Below are 18840 nucleotides of genomic sequence, written 5' to 3'. Positions count from 1 at the left end.
CCTTAGAAGGCGGGTTTGGTCTGGCGACGACGCTGAAGCGCGATCACAAGCCCGAGCAAAAGCAAGGCGGGAAGATAGAAGACTTCTTTCGGCATCCGATTTTGCGGCACCTGAACCGAGACGAGCTGCACAGGTTCATCGGAGTAGAAATCGAAATCCGCCATCGCATCGCCTGCGTCCGATCCGAACATCGGCTCATCGAGACGCATGATGTCGCCTTCTTCGAACATCAGAATGCCCGTGTCAGAGACACGTTGCGCGGCAGGCGCATCGCTTACCGTGACGGGCAAGGTCAGCTCTACGATCTCGCCAGTGTCAAAATCGGGGCCTGAGATCAGGAGGCGAAGCTGACTGTCCGCTTCCGCTTCGGCCAGCGCGCTCTCAAACTCCGCCGGGGGCGCGTCGCGGAACGGGCTTTGCACCATGTCCAGCCAGACATTCGGCACAAACAGCGTGAACGCCACCAGCAACAACATCGCGCTTTCGTAGATGCGCGAACGGGCAAAGAAATAGCCCTGCGTGGCCGCCGCGAACAGCAGCATCGCAATCGTCGCGACAATGAAGACGGTGATCGCCTCAAATATCCCGGCCCACGTTCCCAGATCGACACCGTACAGGATCAGCGTCGGATTGAAGATGAACAGGAACGGCAGTGCGACTGTGCGCAGGCTGTAGAAGAATGCCGTGAAGCCGGTCTTGATCGGATCCCCACCCGATACGGCAGCAGCCGCGAAACTGGCAAGCCCCACGGGCGGCGTCACATCGGCCATGATCCCGAAATAGAACACAAACAAGTGCGCCGCGATCAGCGGCACGATCAGCCCCTCCTGTGCGCCCAGTGATACCACAACCGAGGCCATCAGCGACGAGACGACGATGTAGTTCGCGGTGGTCGGCAGACCCATGCCCAGGATCAGAGAGAACAGGCCGATCAGCATCAGCATCAGCAACAGATTGCCGCCTGACAGCATCTCGACCAATCCGGCAAGCTCCGTTCCGATGGGGGTCTTGGTCACGGTTGCGACGATGATGCCCGCAGCCGCGGTTGCGACACCGATCCCAATCATGTTCCGCGCACCACCGATCAGGCCCGCGATCAGATCGTCAAAACCGCCCTTGAACTCCGCCGCGAGTTGGCCGCCCTGCCCTCGGAAAAGCGCCTTCAGCGGGCGCTGCGTGACAATGATGAATAGCATCAGGGACGTCGCGTAGAAGGCCGACTTCGCCGGGCTCTGCCGCTCGACCATCAGGAACCAGACCAGCACCACGATGGGCAGCACATAGTGCAGACCGGTCGCATAGACCTCTTTCACGGTCGGCAGCTTGATTTCCGTCGCGTTGGGATCATCCACCTCAAGGTCGGGCCGCTTGGCCGCAACCGACACCAGATAGATGTAAACGGCCAACAGCCCCACAATCGCGATCGGGCCAGAGAGTGCAGGCAGCGCCGACTCCAGCGCCCCCATTGCATAGATCAAAGCGGTGAAAGCAGCACCGGCAATCGCAAAACCGATGAAGAAGTTCAGGATCAGTCCGATGAAGCTTTTCGCCTCACCCAATGCGGGCATGTCCTTCTTCAGTGCCTCAAGGTGCACAATATAGACCAACGCGATGTAGGAGATCACCGCCGGGATGAAGGCGTGCTTGATCACCTCGACATAGGAAATCCCGATGAACTCCACCATCAGGAAGGCCGCGGCCCCCATGACCGGTGGCATGATCTGCCCGTTGACGGAGGAGGCAACCTCGACCGATCCGGCCTGTTCAGAGGTGAAGCCCACCCGCTTCATCAGCGGGATGGTAAACGTTCCCGTGGTCACCACGTTTGCGATGGAAGAGCCTGAGATCAGGCCCGTCATCGCGGACCCGACAACCGCCGCTTTCGCTGGGCCACCGCGCAAATGGCCCAGACCTGCGAATGCCAGCTTGATGAAGTAATTGCCGGCCCCCGCTTTATCGAGCAGGGAGCCGAACAGAACGAACAGGAACACGAACGCAGTGGAAACACCCAACGGAATGCCGAACACGCCAGCCGTATCCAGCCACTGAGCGTTCATAAGGGCGGTAAAGCTCAGCCCCTCATGCTCCACCAATTCGGGGATCAGCCAGCCCGTGCCCATATAGGCATAGAGCAAGAAGAGTGAACCGACGACGGTGAGTGCCGGGCCAAGTGCGCGGCGGCTTGCTTCGAGCAGGCACAATAAGCCCACAGCACCGATATAAACTTGGGTATCTGTTGGAAGGCCCGAACGCGCGGTCAGGGCCAGATGATCTGAGAACCAGAAGACGTAGAAAGCGCATCCGCCGCCAACGATCAACAGGATCCAATCCGTGACTGGAACACGATCACGGGGGGAGCCCTTGAATGCCGGGTAGGCAAGGAACGCCAGTACAATGGCAAAGGTCAGGTGGATGGGCCGCGTCTGCGACGAGTTCAGGACCGGCAGATATTCTGCAAACCAAAGCTGGGGCTGGGCGATCCAGAGTTGGAACAAGGACCACGCCAGTGCGAGACCGGCAATAAGCATCGCCACGCCCTTACTGGACGGATCACGCGCCCCGCTGTCGGTCGAGGCCACAAGGTCCTGCAACTCATCGTCACTGAATTGCCGCTGTCCTTGCGTGATCTGTTCACGATCCGTCGGTCCGCTCATCTGGTCGATTCCCTGTGCAGTGGTGGGCGCTCTGCTGGCGCCTTGGATGGGAGGTCCGATGGCAGGTCTCCCCGCCATCGGCAATCTTGTGCGGCGAGACGATTACTCGATCAGGCCAGCTTCACGGTAGTAGCGCTCTGCACCAGGGTGCAGCGGCGCGGACAGACCATCATTTGCCATCTCGGCCGGATCCAGATTCGCAAAGGCCGGGTGCAGATCACGGAACTGGTCGATATTGTCGAAGACTGCTTTGACCACTTCGTAGACCACGTCCTCAGACACATCCGCAGAGGTGACGAAGGTTGCACCGACACCGAAGGTCATCGTGTCAGCGTCATTCCCACGATACATACCGCCCGGGATAGTCGCGGTGCGATAGAATGGGTTGTCGGCAACCAGCGTGTCGACGGCCTCACCGGACACCTCAACCAGCACGGAGTCACAGGCCGTGGTCGCTTCCTGAATGGAGCCGGACGGGTGACCGACGGTGTAGACCATTGCGTCGATGTTGTTGTCGCACAGGGCCTGAGACTGCTCTGCGGCCTGAAGCTCGGATGCCACTGCAAAATTGTCCATGGTCCAGCCAAGCTCGGCCATCAGAACTTCCATCGTGCCACGCTGGCCCGAACCAGGGTTGCCGACGTTCACACGCTTGCCTTCGAGGTCCATGAAGGTCTCGATGCCCGCATCCGCCCGGGCGACGACCGTGAACGGCTCTGGGTGCACGGAGAAGACGGCGCGCAGGCCTTCGAACGCGCCCTGCTCCTCAAAGCGGGAGGAACCGTTATAGGCATGGTACTGCCAGTCGGACTGAGCGACACCAAATTCCAGTTCGCCACCGCGAATTGCATTGATGTTGAACACCGAACCACCGGTCGACTCGACGCCACAGCGAATGCCGTGCTCGGAACGGTTGCGGTTGACCAGACGGCAGATCGCACCGCCCGTGGGGTAGTAAACGCCCGTAACACCACCGGTGCCAATGGCGATAAAGGTCTGATCCTGTGCGGTAGCAGCACTTGCACCGAATGCGGTCGCAGCAGCGACCAACGCGCCGACGATGGGCTTTGACATAAGACGAATCTCCCTGAAGTAGGCTGATGAAAAATTCAGCACTTCGATAAGATACATTCGATTGAATTACGTCAAGAGCATGATACAAACGTATTATGAACACCGAAAACCGTTTTATTGCCCGGTCCTCAGAGCTCGACACATTACGGGCCCGCCTGCTGGAGCTGCGTAAGACTGCCCCACCGAAAGTGGCCAGTTTCGCAGACTGGGCTTTGGGCCACCCGCAAGAGCTTGCCTTTAACTCTGTGCGCAGTCTTGCGACCCTGGCCAATGTCAATGCCAACACGGTTGTGCGACTGGCACAATCACTGGGCTATGACGGCTTCGATCCCTGTCGCCGCGCCTTTCAGGAGGCCCTTCGGCAGAATAGCAGCAGCTACACAAACCGCGCAGCAAAGCTGAAAGGTGAGCCAAGCGAACGTCTGTTCGACGAAATGCACCAAAGCGCTGTGCGCAACATCGAAGGTGTATTCGATGTGGAAACCCGGCGTCAGCTGGAACGTGCGGCGACAATGCTGCTCGAAGCCCGTCAGGCCTACATCATTGGTGTCAGAAGCTGTTTCTCGCTCGCACATTACCTGAGCTATTGCGGGGGCATGGCGTTCAAGAATTTCGTGCGGCGCAGCAGTGAACCCGGCGACATTTACGACCTCATGGCCCGCGCGCAGCCCGGCGATGTCGTCGTGCCAATCACCTTTTCACATTATTCGACCGAGACGATCCGCGCACATGCGTTGGCAAGACAGCGCGGACTGAAGATCATCGCGATCACCGATGACATTCGTGCCCCAATCGCAGATGGTTCGGACATCGTCCTGATCCCGCGCATGGACGGACCGCAAGCAATGCCCAGCTTGGTCGCAGCCTTCACCCTGATTGAAGCGCTCGTCGCGACGATGCTCAGCCGATCCGAGGGCGCGACAACCCATATGCGTGAATTTGAAGACACGTTGCTTGAATGCGGCGCCTATGTTGGGCGGGACGCGCGTCTGTGAACACGCGCCCAGCCAGGCAAAGTCAGCTCTGCACGTAGTGCGCAAGGGTATGGGAGGGGCCCTTGTCATGCAGATGCGACAGCCAGGACGCGAACGCGTTGGCAAAGCGCTCATTCGCGCCGAGATCACCGTAGATCTGGCTTAGACCAAGCCACGCCTGCGGATCGTCCTTCGCCGCGGCAGCCGTTCGCTGAAGCAGATCCCAGATTGGATCGTTAGCCTCAATCGAACTCCCATCCTCGCGCGTTCCCAGACACATGAAGCACCACAGAGCTTCGCAAAGCGCAAGACCACTGACCGGAGTACCCGCCTCAAGGGCGTCGCGGACGATTGGCAGGATGAAGCCACTATGTCTGGAAGACCCGTCATAAGCCACGCGGCGCACCGTGTCGCGAATAGCTCCATTTGAGAAGCGACCCGTGATCAGCGTCAAATAGTCGGGTGCCGTCATCTCTGGAACATCCGCGACATGCGGCACGATCTCTTCGGATTGGACCCGTGCGAAAAACGCAGAAATCAACGGATCGGCCATGCAGTCTGAAATCGTGCCGACGTTCAGTAGCTCGCCAGCATTTGCAAGAACCTGATGACCTGCATTCAGAATGCGGATCTTCATCGCCTCATAGTCGTGAACATGGTTGGTGAAGGTCGCACCGACGAGGTCCCAATCAGGGCGCCCGGCACAAAAATCATCTTCGATCACCCACTGCCGAAAGCTTTCATGAGTGACCGGGGCGGCGTCGGCCACACCAAGGACACGGGCCAACGCCAGCTCCTGCGGCCCAGTCGCCGGAACGATACAATCCACCATGGCATTGGGAAAGCTCACATGCTCTTCAATCCAGTTTGCCAGATCAGAATCGGTGAGCTGTGCAAGGCCAACCACGGCTGCCTTTGTGATCGTTCCGTTGCCGCGCAGGTTATCACAGCTTTGAACTGTGAAGGGTCCGGCCCCGGACGCACGGCGCAGCTTGAGTGCCGCAACGATCGCACCGAACGCAGTGCACGGGGCGTCGGGGTAAGCAACATCATGCTGAATATCGGCATGCTCGGGCGTAAACGACCCTGTTGCAGCGTCCTGAAAATATCCACCCTCTGTCACAGTCAGGGACACGATCCGGATAGAGCGCTCCGCCATCTGGGCGATCAGTGCGCCATTTCCCTCCTCCACAGGAAGGAAATCAATCATGGAGCCACAAATCTCTGCCGACGTCCCATCGGGCCGCAATTCGATCAGTGTCGTCAGGCAATCTTGCGCCAACAGGCGGTCACGCATCGCAGCGTCATTGGAACGAACGCCCGCGCCGACAATGGCCCAATCATGGGCCTTGCCCTGCTCCATCAGCCGGTGCAGATACCACGCCTGATGCCCGCGGTGAAAGTTGCCAAGTCCGATATGCACGATCCCCGGCGTCAAAGCCGAGCGATCATATGTCGGAACGGGAAGAGTAGCGGCCAGTGACGAAAGACTGGCCTCATTCAGCGGACTGGGATCGTTGGGTTTCGTCAGATCGTCCATCAGCTCATCCAATTCCCGCCATCGACATTATAGGTTTGCGCGACGATGTACTCCGCCTCGTCACTTGCCAGAAAGATTGCCATACCGGTCAGATCGTCAGCAGTTCCCATCCGGCCAAAGGGAACAGCCTCTCCAACCTCGCGCTTTTTTTGGCCAGGCGCCTTGCCTTCATGTTTGGCAAAGAAGGCGTCAACGCCCTCCCAATGCTCGCCATCCACAACACCCGGCGCGATGGCGTTCACATTGATCCCGTGTGAAATCAAATTGAGGCCTGCGGACTGTGTAAGCGAGATCACCGCGGCTTTGCTGGCGCAATAGACGGCGACCAGGGGTTCACCACGGCGCCCAGCCTGAGAGGCCATGTTGATAATCGCGCCGCGCCGGCCGTTCGCAATCATGTGCTTGGCCACGGCCTGCATCATGAACAGCGTTCCATTCACGTTGATATCGAAAACGCGCGCGGTGTCAGCGCGCTCAATCTCGACAATAGGAGCTGCCGTAAAAATCGCAGCGTTGTTGATTAGGATATCAATCGGCCCGAACGCCTCACTGGCTTCGGAAATGGCCGCGTCGATGCTGTCCTGACGGGTCACATCAAGTGCGACAGCCAGAGCGCCTACACCAAGGCGCCGCGCTTCCTGCTGCGCCCGATCATGGTCAATATCCGCAAGCACAACCCGTGCCCCTTCGCGCAGATAAGCCTCCGCGAATGAGAGCCCGATACCGCGTGCCGCACCGGTGATTAGAGCAACCTTGCCCTCTAACCGTCTCATCCGATCCGCAATCCGTTTGCGTCAAAGCGGTGAATAACGTCAGCGCGCGGGTTAAGGTAAACCGTATCACCAGAACGGAACGCAACCTCACCATCTGCACGTACGGTGATGGTCTCGGCCAATCCGGTCTCATGAATATGGAAAAACGTGTCCGAGCCCAGATGTTCCGACAATCCGACAACACCTTTCCATTCGCCACCCTCAGCAGAGACCGAAATATGTTCAGGACGCACTCCAATTGTGTGCGCATCGTGCTTTGCTGCCTCTGCCCCTTCGATGAAGTTCATCTTGGGTGAGCCAATGAAACCTGCGACGAACAGGTTGCGGGGGGTGCGATAGAGTTCGAGCGGCGAACCGACCTGTTCAATATGACCGGCGCGCAGCACGACGATCTTGTCAGCCATGGTCATCGCTTCGACCTGATCATGCGTCACATAGATCATCGTGGTCGCAAGCTTCTTATGAAGCTCGCTGATTTCCATACGCATTCCCACACGCAGTGCCGCGTCGAGGTTCGAGAGCGGCTCGTCGAAGAGGAACGCCGCAGGTTCACGCACGATGGCCCGGCCAATGGCGACCCGCTGACGCTGACCGCCGGACAGCTGCCCGGGACGCCGGTCGAGATAGTCGGAAAGATTGAGAATACTGGCTGCATTCTCTACCCGCCGGTCGATTTCGGCCTGATCCATCTTCGCCATCCGCAAAGGAAACGCGATGTTCTTGCGCACGGTCATGTGCGGGTAAAGGGCGTAGCTTTGAAACACCATTGCCAGTCCGCGCTTGGCGGGCGGAACGGCTGTCGCGTCCTTGCCGTCGATCTCAATATGACCGGTCGTGAAGTCCTCAAGCCCCGCGATCAGTCGCAGCAACGTGGACTTACCGCATCCCGACGGACCGACGAAAACTGCGAACTCACCGTCTTCAATTGTCAGATCGAGCGGCGGGATCACCTGTACGTCGCCGAAGCTTTTGGTGACCTGGTTCAGTTGGATTTGTCCCATGTGTCTGTTCCTTACTTCACTGCGCCGAAGGTGAGGCCGCGGACGAGTTGTTTCTGGCTGAACCAGCCAAGGATGAGGATTGGCGCGATGGCCATGGTCGAGGCTGCACTGAGCTTCGCGAAGAAGAGGCCCTCGGGGCTCGAATAGCTCGCGATGAACGCCGTCAGCGGGGCTGCATCAACTGCTGTCAGATTGAGCGTCCAGAACGCCTCGTTCCACGCAAGGATGAAGTTCAACAGCAAGGTCGAGGCGATCCCGGGCACAGCCATGGGCGTCAGGATGTAGAGCAGCTCCTCTTTCAGCGTCGCGCCATCCATCCGCGCGGCTTCCAGGATCTCACCCGGAATTTCGCGGAAATAGGTGTAGAGCATCCAGACGATGATCGGCAGGTTGATCAGCATCAGGATCACGACTAGTGCAGCGCGGTTGTCCAGCACGCCCAGCTCGATGCAGATCAGATAGATCGGGTAGAGCACGCCAACCGCTGGAAGCATCTTGGTGGACAGCATCCAAAGCAGAATGTCTTTGGTGCGCTTGGAAGGAACGAATGCCATCGACCAAGCCGCGGGAACCGCAATGATGATCCCCAGCACAGTGGACCCACCAGCGATGATCAACGAGTTCCACAGGAAGCGCATGTAGTCAGAGCGCTCCTGCACGACCGCATAGTTTTCGAGTGTCCAATCAAAGTTCAAAAAGATCGGCGGGCTCGCGATGGCCTGTGCCTCGGTCTTGAACGAGGTCAGGATGGTCCACAGGATCGGGAAGAAGATCAACAGACCCACTGCCCATGCCAATATTGTGTTGAGTGTCTTGCGTTGTGTCGTAACGGCGCGTGCCATGGTCAGGTCCTCCTCACGCGTCCAGGTTCTTGCCGACGATGCGCATCAGGAAGATCGCAACGATATTGGCCAGAATGATTGCATAGACACCACCCGCAGATCCCAGACCGACGTTCTGGCTTTCCAGAACCCGCTGGTAGATCAGGTAGGTGAGTGTTCGCGTGCCAAACGCACCGCCCGTGGTCACGAAAATCTCCGCGAAGATCGACAGCAGAAAGATCGTCTGGATCAGCAGGACAATTGTCACGGCACGGCTCAGGTGCGGCAGAATGATAAACCAGAACCGGTTCAGCGGTGAGGCACCATCCATCTCGGCCGCTTCAAGCTGCTCACTGTCGAGCGACTGGATCGCGGTGAGAAGAATAAGCGTCGCAAATGGCAGCCACTGCCAGGAGACGATCATGACAATTGATGGAAGCGACGCCTCTGACAGCCATGAAATCGGCTCTGCTCCAAAAAAGCGCCAGAGGTGAGCGAACAGCCCGTTCACAGGATCCATGAACATGTTCTTCCAAACGAGGGCAGACACCGTTGGCATCACGAAGAACGGTGCAATCACGAGGATGCGGACGATCCCCTGCCCCCACATCGGCTGGTCGAGCAAGATCGCCAGCAAAATGCCCAGCGCGATGGTGATTACCAGCACACCGCCCACGATCAGCAGCGTCGTCTGAACAGCCGGCCAAAAGGCGCTGGAGGAAACGAAACGGACATAGTTGTCAAAACCGGTCCACCCCAGATCGCCACCGCGCAGCGGCAGATACCGTTTGAAGGAAAAGTAGAGGGTCATCGTCAGCGGAACCAGCATCCATCCGAGCAGAAGGACGACGGCCGGTGCCATCATGATACGGGCAGCTGATCTCGAATGTTGGGTCGCCATGGCGCAATACCTCTCTGTTCAGGCACTTGCAGCCTGCGAGAAAACGGCAGAATTCGGAAAGGGATTTTGGTGGGGCAGGCCGCGAACAGCCCGCCCCCGGGAGAAAAGATCAGTAGCCTGCGGCTTCCATCTCTTCGGTTGCAATCGCCTGCGCGTTGGCGAGTGCTTCTTCGACAGTCTGCTGGCCCGCATATGCTGCCGAGAATTCCTGGCTGACCTGGGTCCACATGCCAGCCCACTCGGGGATAGCTGCGAACTGAACGCCAACGTAAGGAACTGGATCCACGGTCGGCTGGTTCGGATCAGCCGAGAGGATGGAGTCGAGCGTCATCTGCGCGAACGGCACTTCCTGGTACTCTGGCGTTTCGTAGAGAGAGGTACGTGCGCCCGGCGGTACGTTTGCCCAGCCCTCGTTCTCTGCGATCAGCTCGATGTAGTCCTTGGACGTCGCCCACTCGATGAACTGCATCGCTTCGTCCTGCTGCTGAGTACCCGCTGGGATACCCAGAGCCCATGCCCACAGCCAGTTAGAGCGCTTGCCCAGACCGGTGTCAGGTGCGAGTGCGAAGCTCACGCTGTCCGCAACGTCAGAGTCGTTCGGGTTGGTCACGAACGATGCAGCAACAGTTGCGTCAATCCACATGCCGCACTTGCCCTGCTGGAACAGCGACAGGTTCTCGTTGAAGCCGTTGGTCGCGTAGCCCGCGGGGCCGCTCTCGGACATCATGTCGACGAAGAAGTTGAGCGTCTCGGCCCACTCTGCGCTGTCGAGCTGGGGCACCCAGTTCTCGTCAAAGACACGTGCGCCGAAGGAGTTGGACATCGCAGTGATGAAGGCGCCGCCCTCACCCCAGCCGGCCTTGCCGCGCAGGCAGATGCCGTTGATCTCGGCGTCGCGGTCCGTCATGGCCGCTGCGGCCTCGCGGATAAACTCCCAGGTGGGTGCGTCGGGCATTTCGAGGCCAGCCGCTTCCATCAGGTCGGTGCGATACATGATCATGGAGCTCTCACCGTAGAATGGTGCGGCATAGAGCGTACCGTCATGGCTCAATCCACCTGCCATCGCCGGCAGGATATCGTCCACGTCATACTCGTCGGACAGGTTGTCGAGCGGAACCAGCCAGCCGTTCGCACCCCAGATCGGGGTCTCGTACATGCCGATGGTCATGATATCGAACTGACCACCATTTGTGGTGATGTCAGTCGTGACGCGCTGACGCAGAACGTTTTCTTCGAGGGTGACCCACTCGACAGCGATGCCGGTCTGCTCGGTGAATTGATCGGTGTAGCCCTGCATACGGATCATGTCGCCGTTGTTCACGGTCGCGATTGTGATCGTTGAAGAGTGGCCGTCAGCAAAGACGCTTCCAGCCGAAATAAGTGACAATGCCGTGGCCGCGCGAAGCGTGCTCTTGATGGACATCCGGAACCTCCCTGTTTGGATGTAGTCCGCTGACGCTAGTAGACGCGACTACGCGGCGTCAACTAAAAATTTACGCGCGTAAAGAAAATTCCTCTCAGGCGGAGTCTCTCAGGATGAGCCGCCCCTCAAGACGTGTGCTTTTCCAAGGGGTAACGTTGCCCTCGATTGCTTCAAACAAGGCCTCTGCCGCCGTTTGGGATACGGCGTCGTAATTGTGGGAAATTGTGGTGAGCGGTGGGCAGGTGTAGCGCGAAAACGGATGACCGTCCTGCCCCGCGACACGAATCGTAGCCTTGTTTTCGCGCCCGACTTTCATGCCCTGCTCGTAGCAGGCGGTCAGCATGCCGATTGCAAGCCGGTCATTGCTGCACAGGATCGTGTTCGACGTGAACCGATCCTGACGGAACGCCTCATGCGCCCCCAGTCGCCCGATTTCCTCAAACGCCCACCCCTCACCATCTACCGAGATGACCGTAGGTGTGTGCCCGAACGCGGCCATTGCGCTCAGATAGCTGTGTCGTCTGCGATGAGCGTTCGGGTTGGCCGGGGTCCGCATCTCGAAAAAGCAGGGCGGCTCTCCGGTTCGGCACAGATAGTCGGTGATGTGACGGGTGAACTGAAAGTTGTCAGAGCCAACAAATGCTAGGCCGATCTCGTCCACGCTGCTGTCGAAAACCACGGTTGGTACGGCTTCGCAAAAACGTTCAAGCGCGGCAACATCCGAGGCTCGCCCAAGGGGGGCAAGCAGCACGCCCGCCGGTTTGAGAGAGCGGAGTGTGTCCAAAACCTCGACCTCGAAGGCGGGATCACCATGGGAGCTGAAGAGGGTCGGACGGTACCCCGCCGCAATGCAACGCTGCTCAAGATTACGGGCTATCTCGGCAAAATATGGATCGGCCAGAAGCGGAACAACGATGCCGACATTCTTTGTCAGCTTTCGGTTCTGGTTCATCGCATAGATGTTGGGGCGATAGTCATATTGCTCCAACGCGCTCTCGATCCGGGCGCGGGTTGTGCTGCGCACGCTGTCGGGATCGTTGAAATATTTCGAGACGGTCGGCCGCGAGATTCCGCTGATCCGGGCGAACTCCTCCATATTGCGGATTTTCTGTTCGCTCATCGCATTCTTCTCTGCCGTCAAAATCGTTCTTTCCGAACCTTACAATTTCTTGTCGCGCGCAAAAAATCAATTTCTTGCTGAAAATTTCTGATGATTGACGCTGCCAGCACCGCAGATTGTCCGCAAATGCAGTGAAAAAAGTGATCGGCCCGGCCGCAGTTTTTCCTCGCAATCGATCACAGCGCCGCGCACGGTTTTGAGAAAGCGTAATTTCTGCCGAGCGAAAGCTGGGGCCTAAACTCAAGAGACACGACCAACATCATCACCACGGTGATACGCAAGACAGGGACGACCACCATGACGACAAAGCAGGCAGAGCTCGACTGGATCAAGGTGGCGGATGTTGAGCAATTGCCGGAAGGTCGCGTAATGACGGTGACGGCCCGGACCACCTCAATCTGCCTGTCGCATTTCGACGGCCAATGGGCCGCGATGGACAATCGCTGCCCGCACCAGGGTGGCCCATTGGGCGAAGGCTCGATCGAGAAAGGTGTTGATGGCGCTTGCTGGATTCGGTGCCCCTGGCATGGTTGGGACTTCGACCCGATCACCGGCGCCCCGCCGGGCGGTCATGAGGATACCGGGCAGCAACTCTACGATGTGAAGGTTGAAGACGGAGAAGTCTTTGTCGGGCTAGAGCCTGAGCCGGACCACGAAAGAACAGTCACCGATGTCATGGCAGAAACGTTCTCGAATTGGGGCATTCGCGCGGTCTTTGGCATGGTTGGCCATTCCAATCTGGGATTGGCCGATGCGCTGCGCCGTCAGACCGTCGCAGGCAACATGCGCTATATCGGCGTGCGACATGAGGGGGCAGCCGCGTTCGCTGCATCGGGATACGGCAAATTGACAGGCAAGCCTGCCGCGTGCCTTGCAATTGCCGGACCGGGTGCAACGAACCTGGTAACCGGCCTGTGGGATGCCAAAGTTGATCGCGCGCCAGTGCTCGCACTGACCGGGCAAGTGCAAACACAGGTGTTCGGACCGGGCGCGTTTCAGGATATCGACCTGCTGGCGGCTTTCGCCCCTGTGACGAAATTCTCGCAGCCCGTACTCACCACCTCGAATCATGCAGAGCTGGCCTCGCTCGCCTGCAAATCCGCAATTGTAGAACGGGACGTGGCACATCTCGTCTTCCCCGATGATGTGCAGACAGTTCCGTCTGACGCGGACGCAACCTCACCTGCCGGGCGGCTTGGCCAACCTGTGATACAGGCTGCGGCTGACGATCTTGAGAAAGCGCGGGAGATGATCGCGGGCGCCAAACGCCCCTTCATCGTCGTCGGACATGGCGCAGTCGGGGCGATGGATCAGGTTCTGTCGCTGGTCGAGGCCCTGAAAGCCCCCGTCGTGACAACGTTCAAGGGCAAGGGGCTCGTCTCCGACAGCCACCCTTACGCGGCCGGTGTCCTCGGCCGCTCCGGCACCCCGATTGCAAGCTGGTTCATGAATGAATGTGACCTGATCCTGACACTCGGCTCCTCTTTCGCGAACCATACAGGGATCGAGCCAAGCAAGCCGATCATTCAGGTGGATTTCGAGCGGGCGCAGCTCGGTAAATTCCACCCGGTCGCCCTGCCAGTCTGGGGTGAGATCGGCGCGTTTTGCGATGCGATGCTTTCCACCCCCCATCAACACGCTGACCAAGCGGAAGAGATCGCAGAGCGTTGGGCCATTTGGCGCGCAGAGAAAGAGAGCCGGATCACCGATGACGCGGGCAAGGGTCTGGGCGCGGCTGTGGTGTTCAAGCATCTTTCTGCCCTTTGCCCCGAAAACGCCGTGATTGCGGTCGATGTCGGCAACAACACCTATTCCTTCGGTCGGTATTTCGAGACCAAGGGCCAGCGCGTGCTGATGTCGGGCTATCTGGGATCCATCGGCTTTTCCTTCCCGGCCGCGATGGGTGCCTGGGCCGCGACGCAGGAAGACCCCGACTATGCGGGCCGCCCCGTAATCTCGATCTCTGGCGATGGCGGGTTTGGCCAATATGCGATGGAGTTCACCACAGCCGTAAAATACGGAATGAACATCACTCATATCCTGTTGAACAACGGCCAATTGGGCAAGATCACCAAAGAGCAGCGTGCCGGGCATTTCCCCTCTTGGCAGACCGACTTGGTGAACCCATCCTTTGCAACATTTGCACGGCTTTGCGGTGGTCACGGCATCAAGGTCACCGAAGCTGATCAGATCGCCGATGCCATGCAACAGGCCCTGGCGCATGACGGACCCTCACTTGTCGAGATCATGACCGACATGGAGCTGGTCTGACTTGGGTTGGACCAGACTGATCCCCGCAATGAAAGCAGCCCAGCGCTTGGCATTCACCCAATCGCCGCGCAATCAGATGCAACCCGTTGCGATGGCACATCGGCCCGAACCACGGCAGCGGTCCGCCGATGCGCCCCGAAAGTATTTCCCCCTATCCCATTCACCCCCGCTATCATCGTGACCCGTCTAGCTGTGGGAAATCCGTCCGCACAAAATCAAGAAAGCAAAGCTCCATGACACCAACGACCGTCGCTCAACTCTCTGACCTTCCCGACCGCAAGCCAGCTTACGCGCTGGTTGGGGAAGTCGATCTCGTCGTCGTTCGGTTCGATGATGAAATCTCGGTCTTCTACGGTCGATGTCTGCATCGCGGCGCGCTGATGTCTGACGGATTTGTGCGGGGCAACAACCTGATTTGCGGAGTTCATGACTGGGACTACAGGCTCGACAGCGGTGTTTCCGAATACGCAAATGATGAGAAATTGCCCAAGTTCGAAAGCTGGCTTGAAGGCGACGACATCTGCGTCGATGCCGATGAAATCGGTGCGTGGGCCCTCAAGAACCCGCAACCCTTCAACCGCGACGCCTATCTGGGCCTGTATGCGGACACATCGCACGGAACGGCTGAAGAGCCGTATACGGGATTAATCCAGGGCTATGCCAAGAACGGGCTCAGCAAGACGGGACATCATGGCGTTGTCGATGCGATGGGCGTGCCACGGGCGGAGCTGCCCGATTGGGACGATATTCAGCTTCTGACGGCACAACTCCATCGTCCGCCGCTTCTGGACGACGACCCGGTCGGCACGGATGTCGTGATCGGTCCGAATGCGCAAAAGCCGTTGCGGCTGGATATCCCGCTCTTCGTCTCGGACATGTCATTCGGCGCTTTGTCAGAGCCTGCAAAGCTGGCCCTCGCCATTGGGGCAGAGAACGCGGGGACAGGCATTTGTTCAGGCGAAGGCGGGATGATGCCCGAAGAGCAGGAGGCGAACTCTCGCTATTTCTATGAGCTTGCATCGGGGCGGTTTGGCTTCGATTGGGACAAGCTGGCAAAGGTGCAGGCATTCCATTTCAAAGGCGGACAAGGGGCCAAGACCGGCACGGGCGGCCATCTGCCAGGGGAAAAGGTTAAGGGAAAAATTGCTGAGGTCCGTGGGCTTGAACCCGGTCAGGACGCAATCTCGCCAGCCCGGTTCCCGGATTGGACCGATCCTGCACAGATCAAAGAGTTCGCCGATGAGGTTCGTGACAGGACCGGAGGCATCCCGATCGGTTACAAATTATCCGCCCAACACATTGAAAAGGACATCGACGCAGCCCTCGAGGTAGGTGTCGACTACATCATTCTTGACGGCCGCGGCGGCGGCACGGGTGCGGCCCCGATCATCTTCCGCGACAATATCTCAGTGCCGACAATACCAGCTCTGGCCCGGGCGCGCAGACATCTGGACAGTCTCGGGCGGGGCGATGTCTCACTCGTCATTACCGGTGGATTACGCAAACCCGCCGATTTCGTAAAGGCAATGGCGATGGGGGCCGATGCGATTGCCGTCTCGAATGCGGCCATGCAGGCCATTGGATGCATCGCAATGCGTGCCTGCCACACGAATAACTGCCCGGTCGGGATCGCCAGCCAGAAACCCCATCTGGCCAGCCGTATTGTTGTTGAAAGCTCTGCCAAGCAGTTGACCAACTTCTTTGAGGCCAGCACGCATCTTATGGCCGTCATGGCGCGCGCCTGCGGCCACGCGCACCTGTCCGATTTCAACATCGATGACCTGACCACGTGGAAGCGCGAAATGTCGGATCTGGCCGGGGTTGCCTATGGGGGCGTGCGATGAGCTTTGCCGCCACCCTTGTGCTGATGGCTGAGATCTGGGTTTGGATCGGGCTCGCCATCTCTGCTCTTTTTCTGACCATCGGCATAGGTCGCGTGGATGAAGATGCGCGCGGCGCCTATGTCTTTCGCCCACTCTTGGTTCCGGGGATCATCCTGATCTGGCCGCTTGTTCTGTGGCGCTGGTGGATCATTGAGACGGGCCGCGACGACTGGGCAAAAAGGCATCAGCCACCGCGCGCATTCCATGCGCAAGCCTGGATGGTTCTGGCCGTCGTGATCCCCCTGATCTTTCTTGCAGCACTCGCCGCGCGGCAAAGCACGGAGTTGCTCACGCCACCCGTTCTGCTGGAGGCCCCTCAATGAGCGTCAAATACATCCCTGTTCAGTGGAACCCGAACAAGTATGTCTACGACGCCGTCATGCTGGCAGCCGTCGCAGCGTTTCTGTGGTTCTTCATGTTTGTCAGCCCGGACCTGCTGGCCCATGACCGTCCGATCACCGGTCAGATCCGCACAGCCCGCGCCTTTGGCGCGTGCGCATTCTTTATGCTGACGGTCATTTTGTGCATTGGCCCGCTCGCGCGGCTCGATGCGCGGTTTTTGCCATTGCTCTACAATCGCCGGCATTTCGGGGTCATGGCATTCTTCATCGCGCTGACCCACGCCTACGCGATCCTTGGATGGTACTTCTCTTTTACGCCGATCGAGACCTACGAGGCGCTTTTGTCGACCAACACATCCTTTGACCGGGTGCGCGGCTTCCCCTTTGAGATCCTTGGCCTGTTTGCCCTGCTATGTCTGGGTGTCCTCGCACTGACCAGCCATGATTTCTGGATGAAATTCCTGACACCACCGATTTGGAAGGCTCTGCACTTCCTGATCTACGCCGCCTATGCCGCCGTGATAGGCCATGTCGCCCTGGGCGTTCTGCAAGATGGGCATGCAACGGGGCTGACGGTTGCGTTCGGTCTGTCTGGCGCACTTGTCATTGCCCTGCATCTGGCCGCAGTGATGAAAGATCGAAGGGCGGGCGACCCGGCTGCATCGATCGCACAGGACGGCTGGGAGGTCGCGTGCCACGCAGATCAGGTTGAAGAAGGCTTTGGAAAAGTCGCCGTTCTCTCAACAGGAGAGCGCGTCGCCGTCTTTCGGCAAGAGGGAAAGCTTTCTGCGATCTCAAACGCCTGCTCCCACCAGAACGGTCCGCTGGGCGAAGGCAGGATCATTGATTGCCTGGTCACCTGCCCGTGGCATGGCTTTCAATACAACGTCACGAATGGCCGTTCGCCCGAACCTTTCACAGAGACGGTGCCGACCTATGACCTGCGCATCGATGGCGCCAAGGTTCTAATCCGGAGCGAGCCCAATCCCCCTGGAACTTATGTGGAGCCCGTGGCCGCCACACCTGCGAATAAGGACACCGTCTGATGTCTGACAAAGAAGACCCCTTTTTCGTCGGTTACCTTCCCGCGCCAAAGTCGCTGCGCTGGTTTCTTGCAGGCGTATCGCTCCTGCTCATCCTCGCCTTCCCCCTTTTCAGTTGGGCCGTGAGCGTCACACAGGAAGATCCGGGGCCGTCCGGCTACCGCTTCGACTTCGGCCGACAAACACTGACCGGCACAATCACACTCGCCCCCTACCCGACCCTGCATGTGACGGAGGGGAGTGAGCTTGTCGCGGCGGGCGAAACCATTCTGCTGGCGGGTGTGGGCAAGTTCGGCGTCGCCAATCGCGTCTCTGACTTCGACGGCGCGCTTGCGACATTGCAAGGCATCATCTTGGACCGGGGCGACTTGCGCATGTTGCAAGTCGCCGGGGGACGGCGAGGCGTCATGGCGGCAGAGGGTGAAGCCCCCACGCTGGATATTGAGCCGTTGGGACGCTGGCGGTTATCCGGAGAGATTTGTGACGGCAAGTGCCTGGCCGGCGCGATGCGTCCCGGCACCGGGATAGGACACCGCGCATGCGCTCAGCTCTGCCTTGTTGGAGAGGTGCCTCCTGTCTTCGTGGCATCCGAGCCCATCAACGGACACGAATTTTTCCTGATCGGCACAGCAGATGGCGCGCCCATTGGGCGGGATCTGATTGACTTCGTCGGCCTCTATGTCGAAGCGGAAGGAGAAATCTCACTCCGCGGCGGCATGCCCGTGCTGATCATAGATCCTGAAACTGTGGAGAGCCTGTGATGATCGCACACGTCCTGCGCATCGTTCTTACGCTGCTTGCCGCGACCGTCTTGCTCTACATCTCCCGGTTCTGGCCGTTTGACCTCTGGTCTCGTCCGGGCCTTTTTGGCTTGAGAGAGCTACCACCGGGCGGAGATGCATTGCGCGTCTGGCTTCGCGGCACGCCTTTTGCGGCCTTCGCCTTGCCCATCTGGGTTTGCATTGTGTTCGTCGCACTCTCGGTCGTCGAACGGGTTACCGCAGCACGGCATCCTTAGAGC

General features: G+C 58.9%; 16 protein-coding genes. 7 read left to right on the top strand and 9 right to left on the bottom strand.

The annotated features are described in order from the left end of the window. Positions 1-2: 2 nt before the first annotated feature. Entirely contained in the window at positions 3-2654 is a 2652-nt protein-coding gene (locus POI8812_RS16255; RefSeq protein ID WP_108783648.1) for a TRAP transporter permease, read from the bottom strand. Between the two features lie 102 nt (positions 2655-2756). Next, positions 2757-3728 carry a TAXI family TRAP transporter solute-binding subunit gene (locus tag POI8812_RS16250; RefSeq protein ID WP_108783647.1) on the bottom strand — a complete coding sequence of 324 codons (972 nt, stop codon included), beginning with the start codon at positions 3726-3728 and terminating at the stop codon, positions 2757-2759. Positions 3729-3823: 95 nt separating this feature from the next. Here POI8812_RS16250 and POI8812_RS16245 point away from each other — a divergent pair, with 95 nt between their 5' ends. Next, positions 3824-4723, top strand: a complete 900-nt coding sequence (locus tag POI8812_RS16245; RefSeq protein ID WP_108783646.1) for a MurR/RpiR family transcriptional regulator — start codon at positions 3824-3826, stop codon at positions 4721-4723. A gap of 22 nt (positions 4724-4745) precedes the next feature. On the opposite strand, the gene POI8812_RS16240 is transcribed toward POI8812_RS16245, so the two are convergent. The 7 genes from POI8812_RS16240 to POI8812_RS16210 form a co-directional block, all read right to left on the bottom strand. Further along, on the bottom strand, positions 4746-6242 hold the full coding sequence (locus POI8812_RS16240; RefSeq protein ID WP_108783645.1) for a mannitol dehydrogenase family protein: 1497 nt from the start codon (positions 6240-6242) through the stop codon (positions 4746-4748). Further along, positions 6242-7015: an L-iditol 2-dehydrogenase gene (locus POI8812_RS16235; protein WP_108783644.1), complete on the bottom strand. Its 774-nt coding sequence runs from the start codon at positions 7013-7015 to the stop codon at positions 6242-6244. The genes POI8812_RS16240 and POI8812_RS16235 overlap by 1 nt, the downstream gene beginning before the upstream one ends. Then, entirely contained in the window at positions 7012-8016 is a 1005-nt protein-coding gene (locus POI8812_RS16230; protein ID WP_108783643.1) for an ABC transporter ATP-binding protein, read from the bottom strand. The genes POI8812_RS16235 and POI8812_RS16230 overlap by 4 nt, the downstream gene beginning before the upstream one ends. 11 nt (positions 8017-8027) lie before the next feature. Then, complete coding sequence (locus POI8812_RS16225; RefSeq protein WP_108783642.1) at positions 8028-8858, bottom strand: carbohydrate ABC transporter permease; 831 nt, start codon at positions 8856-8858, stop codon at positions 8028-8030. 13 nt (positions 8859-8871) lie between these two features. Further along, on the bottom strand, positions 8872-9738 hold the full coding sequence (locus tag POI8812_RS16220) for a carbohydrate ABC transporter permease (protein ID WP_108783641.1): 867 nt from the start codon (positions 9736-9738) through the stop codon (positions 8872-8874). 109 nt (positions 9739-9847) lie between these two features. Beyond that, positions 9848-11161 (bottom strand): ABC transporter substrate-binding protein, encoded by a 1314-nt coding sequence (locus tag POI8812_RS16215; RefSeq protein WP_108783640.1) that lies wholly within the window; start codon positions 11159-11161, stop codon positions 9848-9850. A 94-nt stretch (positions 11162-11255) separates the two neighbouring features. Next, a complete protein-coding gene (locus POI8812_RS16210) occupies positions 11256-12281 on the bottom strand; it encodes a LacI family DNA-binding transcriptional regulator (protein ID WP_108783794.1) in 1026 nt (341 codons plus the stop codon). 297 nt (positions 12282-12578) lie between these two features. Here POI8812_RS16210 and POI8812_RS16205 point away from each other — a divergent pair, with 297 nt between their 5' ends. The 6 genes from POI8812_RS16205 (at position 12579) to POI8812_RS16180 (ending at position 18837) form a co-directional block, all read left to right on the top strand. Continuing rightward, positions 12579-14552, top strand: coding sequence for a thiamine pyrophosphate-dependent enzyme (locus POI8812_RS16205; RefSeq protein ID WP_108783639.1), 1974 nt, complete (start codon positions 12579-12581; stop codon positions 14550-14552). 233 nt (positions 14553-14785) lie between these two features. Further along, the gene (locus tag POI8812_RS16200; RefSeq protein ID WP_108783638.1) at positions 14786-16396 is read left to right on the top strand and encodes a glutamate synthase-related protein; all 1611 of its coding nucleotides are present in this window, start codon (positions 14786-14788) and stop codon (positions 16394-16396) included. Then, positions 16393-16758 (top strand): hypothetical protein, encoded by a 366-nt coding sequence (locus POI8812_RS16195; RefSeq protein WP_108783637.1) that lies wholly within the window; start codon positions 16393-16395, stop codon positions 16756-16758. The genes POI8812_RS16200 and POI8812_RS16195 overlap by 4 nt, the downstream gene beginning before the upstream one ends. Next, positions 16755-17822, top strand: a complete 1068-nt coding sequence (locus tag POI8812_RS16190) for a Rieske 2Fe-2S domain-containing protein (protein WP_108783636.1) — start codon at positions 16755-16757, stop codon at positions 17820-17822. Before POI8812_RS16195 ends, POI8812_RS16190 begins: the two co-directional genes overlap by 4 nt. After that, positions 17822-18580 carry a hypothetical protein gene (locus POI8812_RS16185; protein ID WP_108783635.1) on the top strand — a complete coding sequence of 253 codons (759 nt, stop codon included), beginning with the start codon at positions 17822-17824 and terminating at the stop codon, positions 18578-18580. The genes POI8812_RS16190 and POI8812_RS16185 overlap by 1 nt, the downstream gene beginning before the upstream one ends. Beyond that, on the top strand, positions 18580-18837 hold the full coding sequence (locus POI8812_RS16180; protein ID WP_108783634.1) for a hypothetical protein: 258 nt from the start codon (positions 18580-18582) through the stop codon (positions 18835-18837). Before POI8812_RS16185 ends, POI8812_RS16180 begins: the two co-directional genes overlap by 1 nt. The last annotated feature ends 3 nt before the right edge of the window (positions 18838-18840 follow it).

The sequence above is a fragment of the Pontivivens insulae genome, from assembly GCF_900302495.1.
Classification (GTDB): domain Bacteria; phylum Pseudomonadota; class Alphaproteobacteria; order Rhodobacterales; family Rhodobacteraceae; genus Pontivivens; species Pontivivens insulae.
Note: the sequence above shows the minus strand (reverse complement) of the source record. Positions and strands in the feature narration are given on the sequence as shown.

Bases quoted from the DNA above. Each gene is read 5' to 3' on its own strand.
- POI8812_RS16185 (WP_108783635.1), top strand. From the start codon at position 17,822: ATGTCTGACAAAGAAGACCCCTTTTTCGTCGGTTACCTTCCCGCGCCA.
- POI8812_RS16205 (WP_108783639.1), top strand. From the start codon at position 12,579: ATGACGACAAAGCAGGCAGAGCTCGACTGGATCAAGGTGGCGGATGTT.
- POI8812_RS16255 (WP_108783648.1), bottom strand. From the start codon at position 2,654: ATGAGCGGACCGACGGATCGTGAACAGATCACGCAAGGACAGCGGCAA.
- POI8812_RS16250 (WP_108783647.1), bottom strand. From the start codon at position 3,728: ATGTCAAAGCCCATCGTCGGCGCGTTGGTCGCTGCTGCGACCGCATTC.
- POI8812_RS16190 (WP_108783636.1), top strand. From the start codon at position 16,755: ATGAGCGTCAAATACATCCCTGTTCAGTGGAACCCGAACAAGTATGTC.
- POI8812_RS16220 (WP_108783641.1), bottom strand. From the start codon at position 9,738: ATGGCGACCCAACATTCGAGATCAGCTGCCCGTATCATGATGGCACCG.
- POI8812_RS16200 (WP_108783638.1), top strand. From the start codon at position 14,786: ATGACACCAACGACCGTCGCTCAACTCTCTGACCTTCCCGACCGCAAG.
- POI8812_RS16215 (WP_108783640.1), bottom strand. From the start codon at position 11,161: ATGTCCATCAAGAGCACGCTTCGCGCGGCCACGGCATTGTCACTTATT.
- POI8812_RS16210 (WP_108783794.1), bottom strand. From the start codon at position 12,281: ATGAGCGAACAGAAAATCCGCAATATGGAGGAGTTCGCCCGGATCAGC.
- POI8812_RS16225 (WP_108783642.1), bottom strand. From the start codon at position 8,858: ATGGCACGCGCCGTTACGACACAACGCAAGACACTCAACACAATATTG.
- POI8812_RS16180 (WP_108783634.1), top strand. From the start codon at position 18,580: ATGATCGCACACGTCCTGCGCATCGTTCTTACGCTGCTTGCCGCGACC.
- POI8812_RS16245 (WP_108783646.1), top strand. From the start codon at position 3,824: ATGAACACCGAAAACCGTTTTATTGCCCGGTCCTCAGAGCTCGACACA.
- POI8812_RS16230 (WP_108783643.1), bottom strand. From the start codon at position 8,016: ATGGGACAAATCCAACTGAACCAGGTCACCAAAAGCTTCGGCGACGTA.
- POI8812_RS16195 (WP_108783637.1), top strand. From the start codon at position 16,393: ATGAGCTTTGCCGCCACCCTTGTGCTGATGGCTGAGATCTGGGTTTGG.
- POI8812_RS16235 (WP_108783644.1), bottom strand. From the start codon at position 7,015: ATGAGACGGTTAGAGGGCAAGGTTGCTCTAATCACCGGTGCGGCACGC.
- POI8812_RS16240 (WP_108783645.1), bottom strand. From the start codon at position 6,242: ATGGACGATCTGACGAAACCCAACGATCCCAGTCCGCTGAATGAGGCC.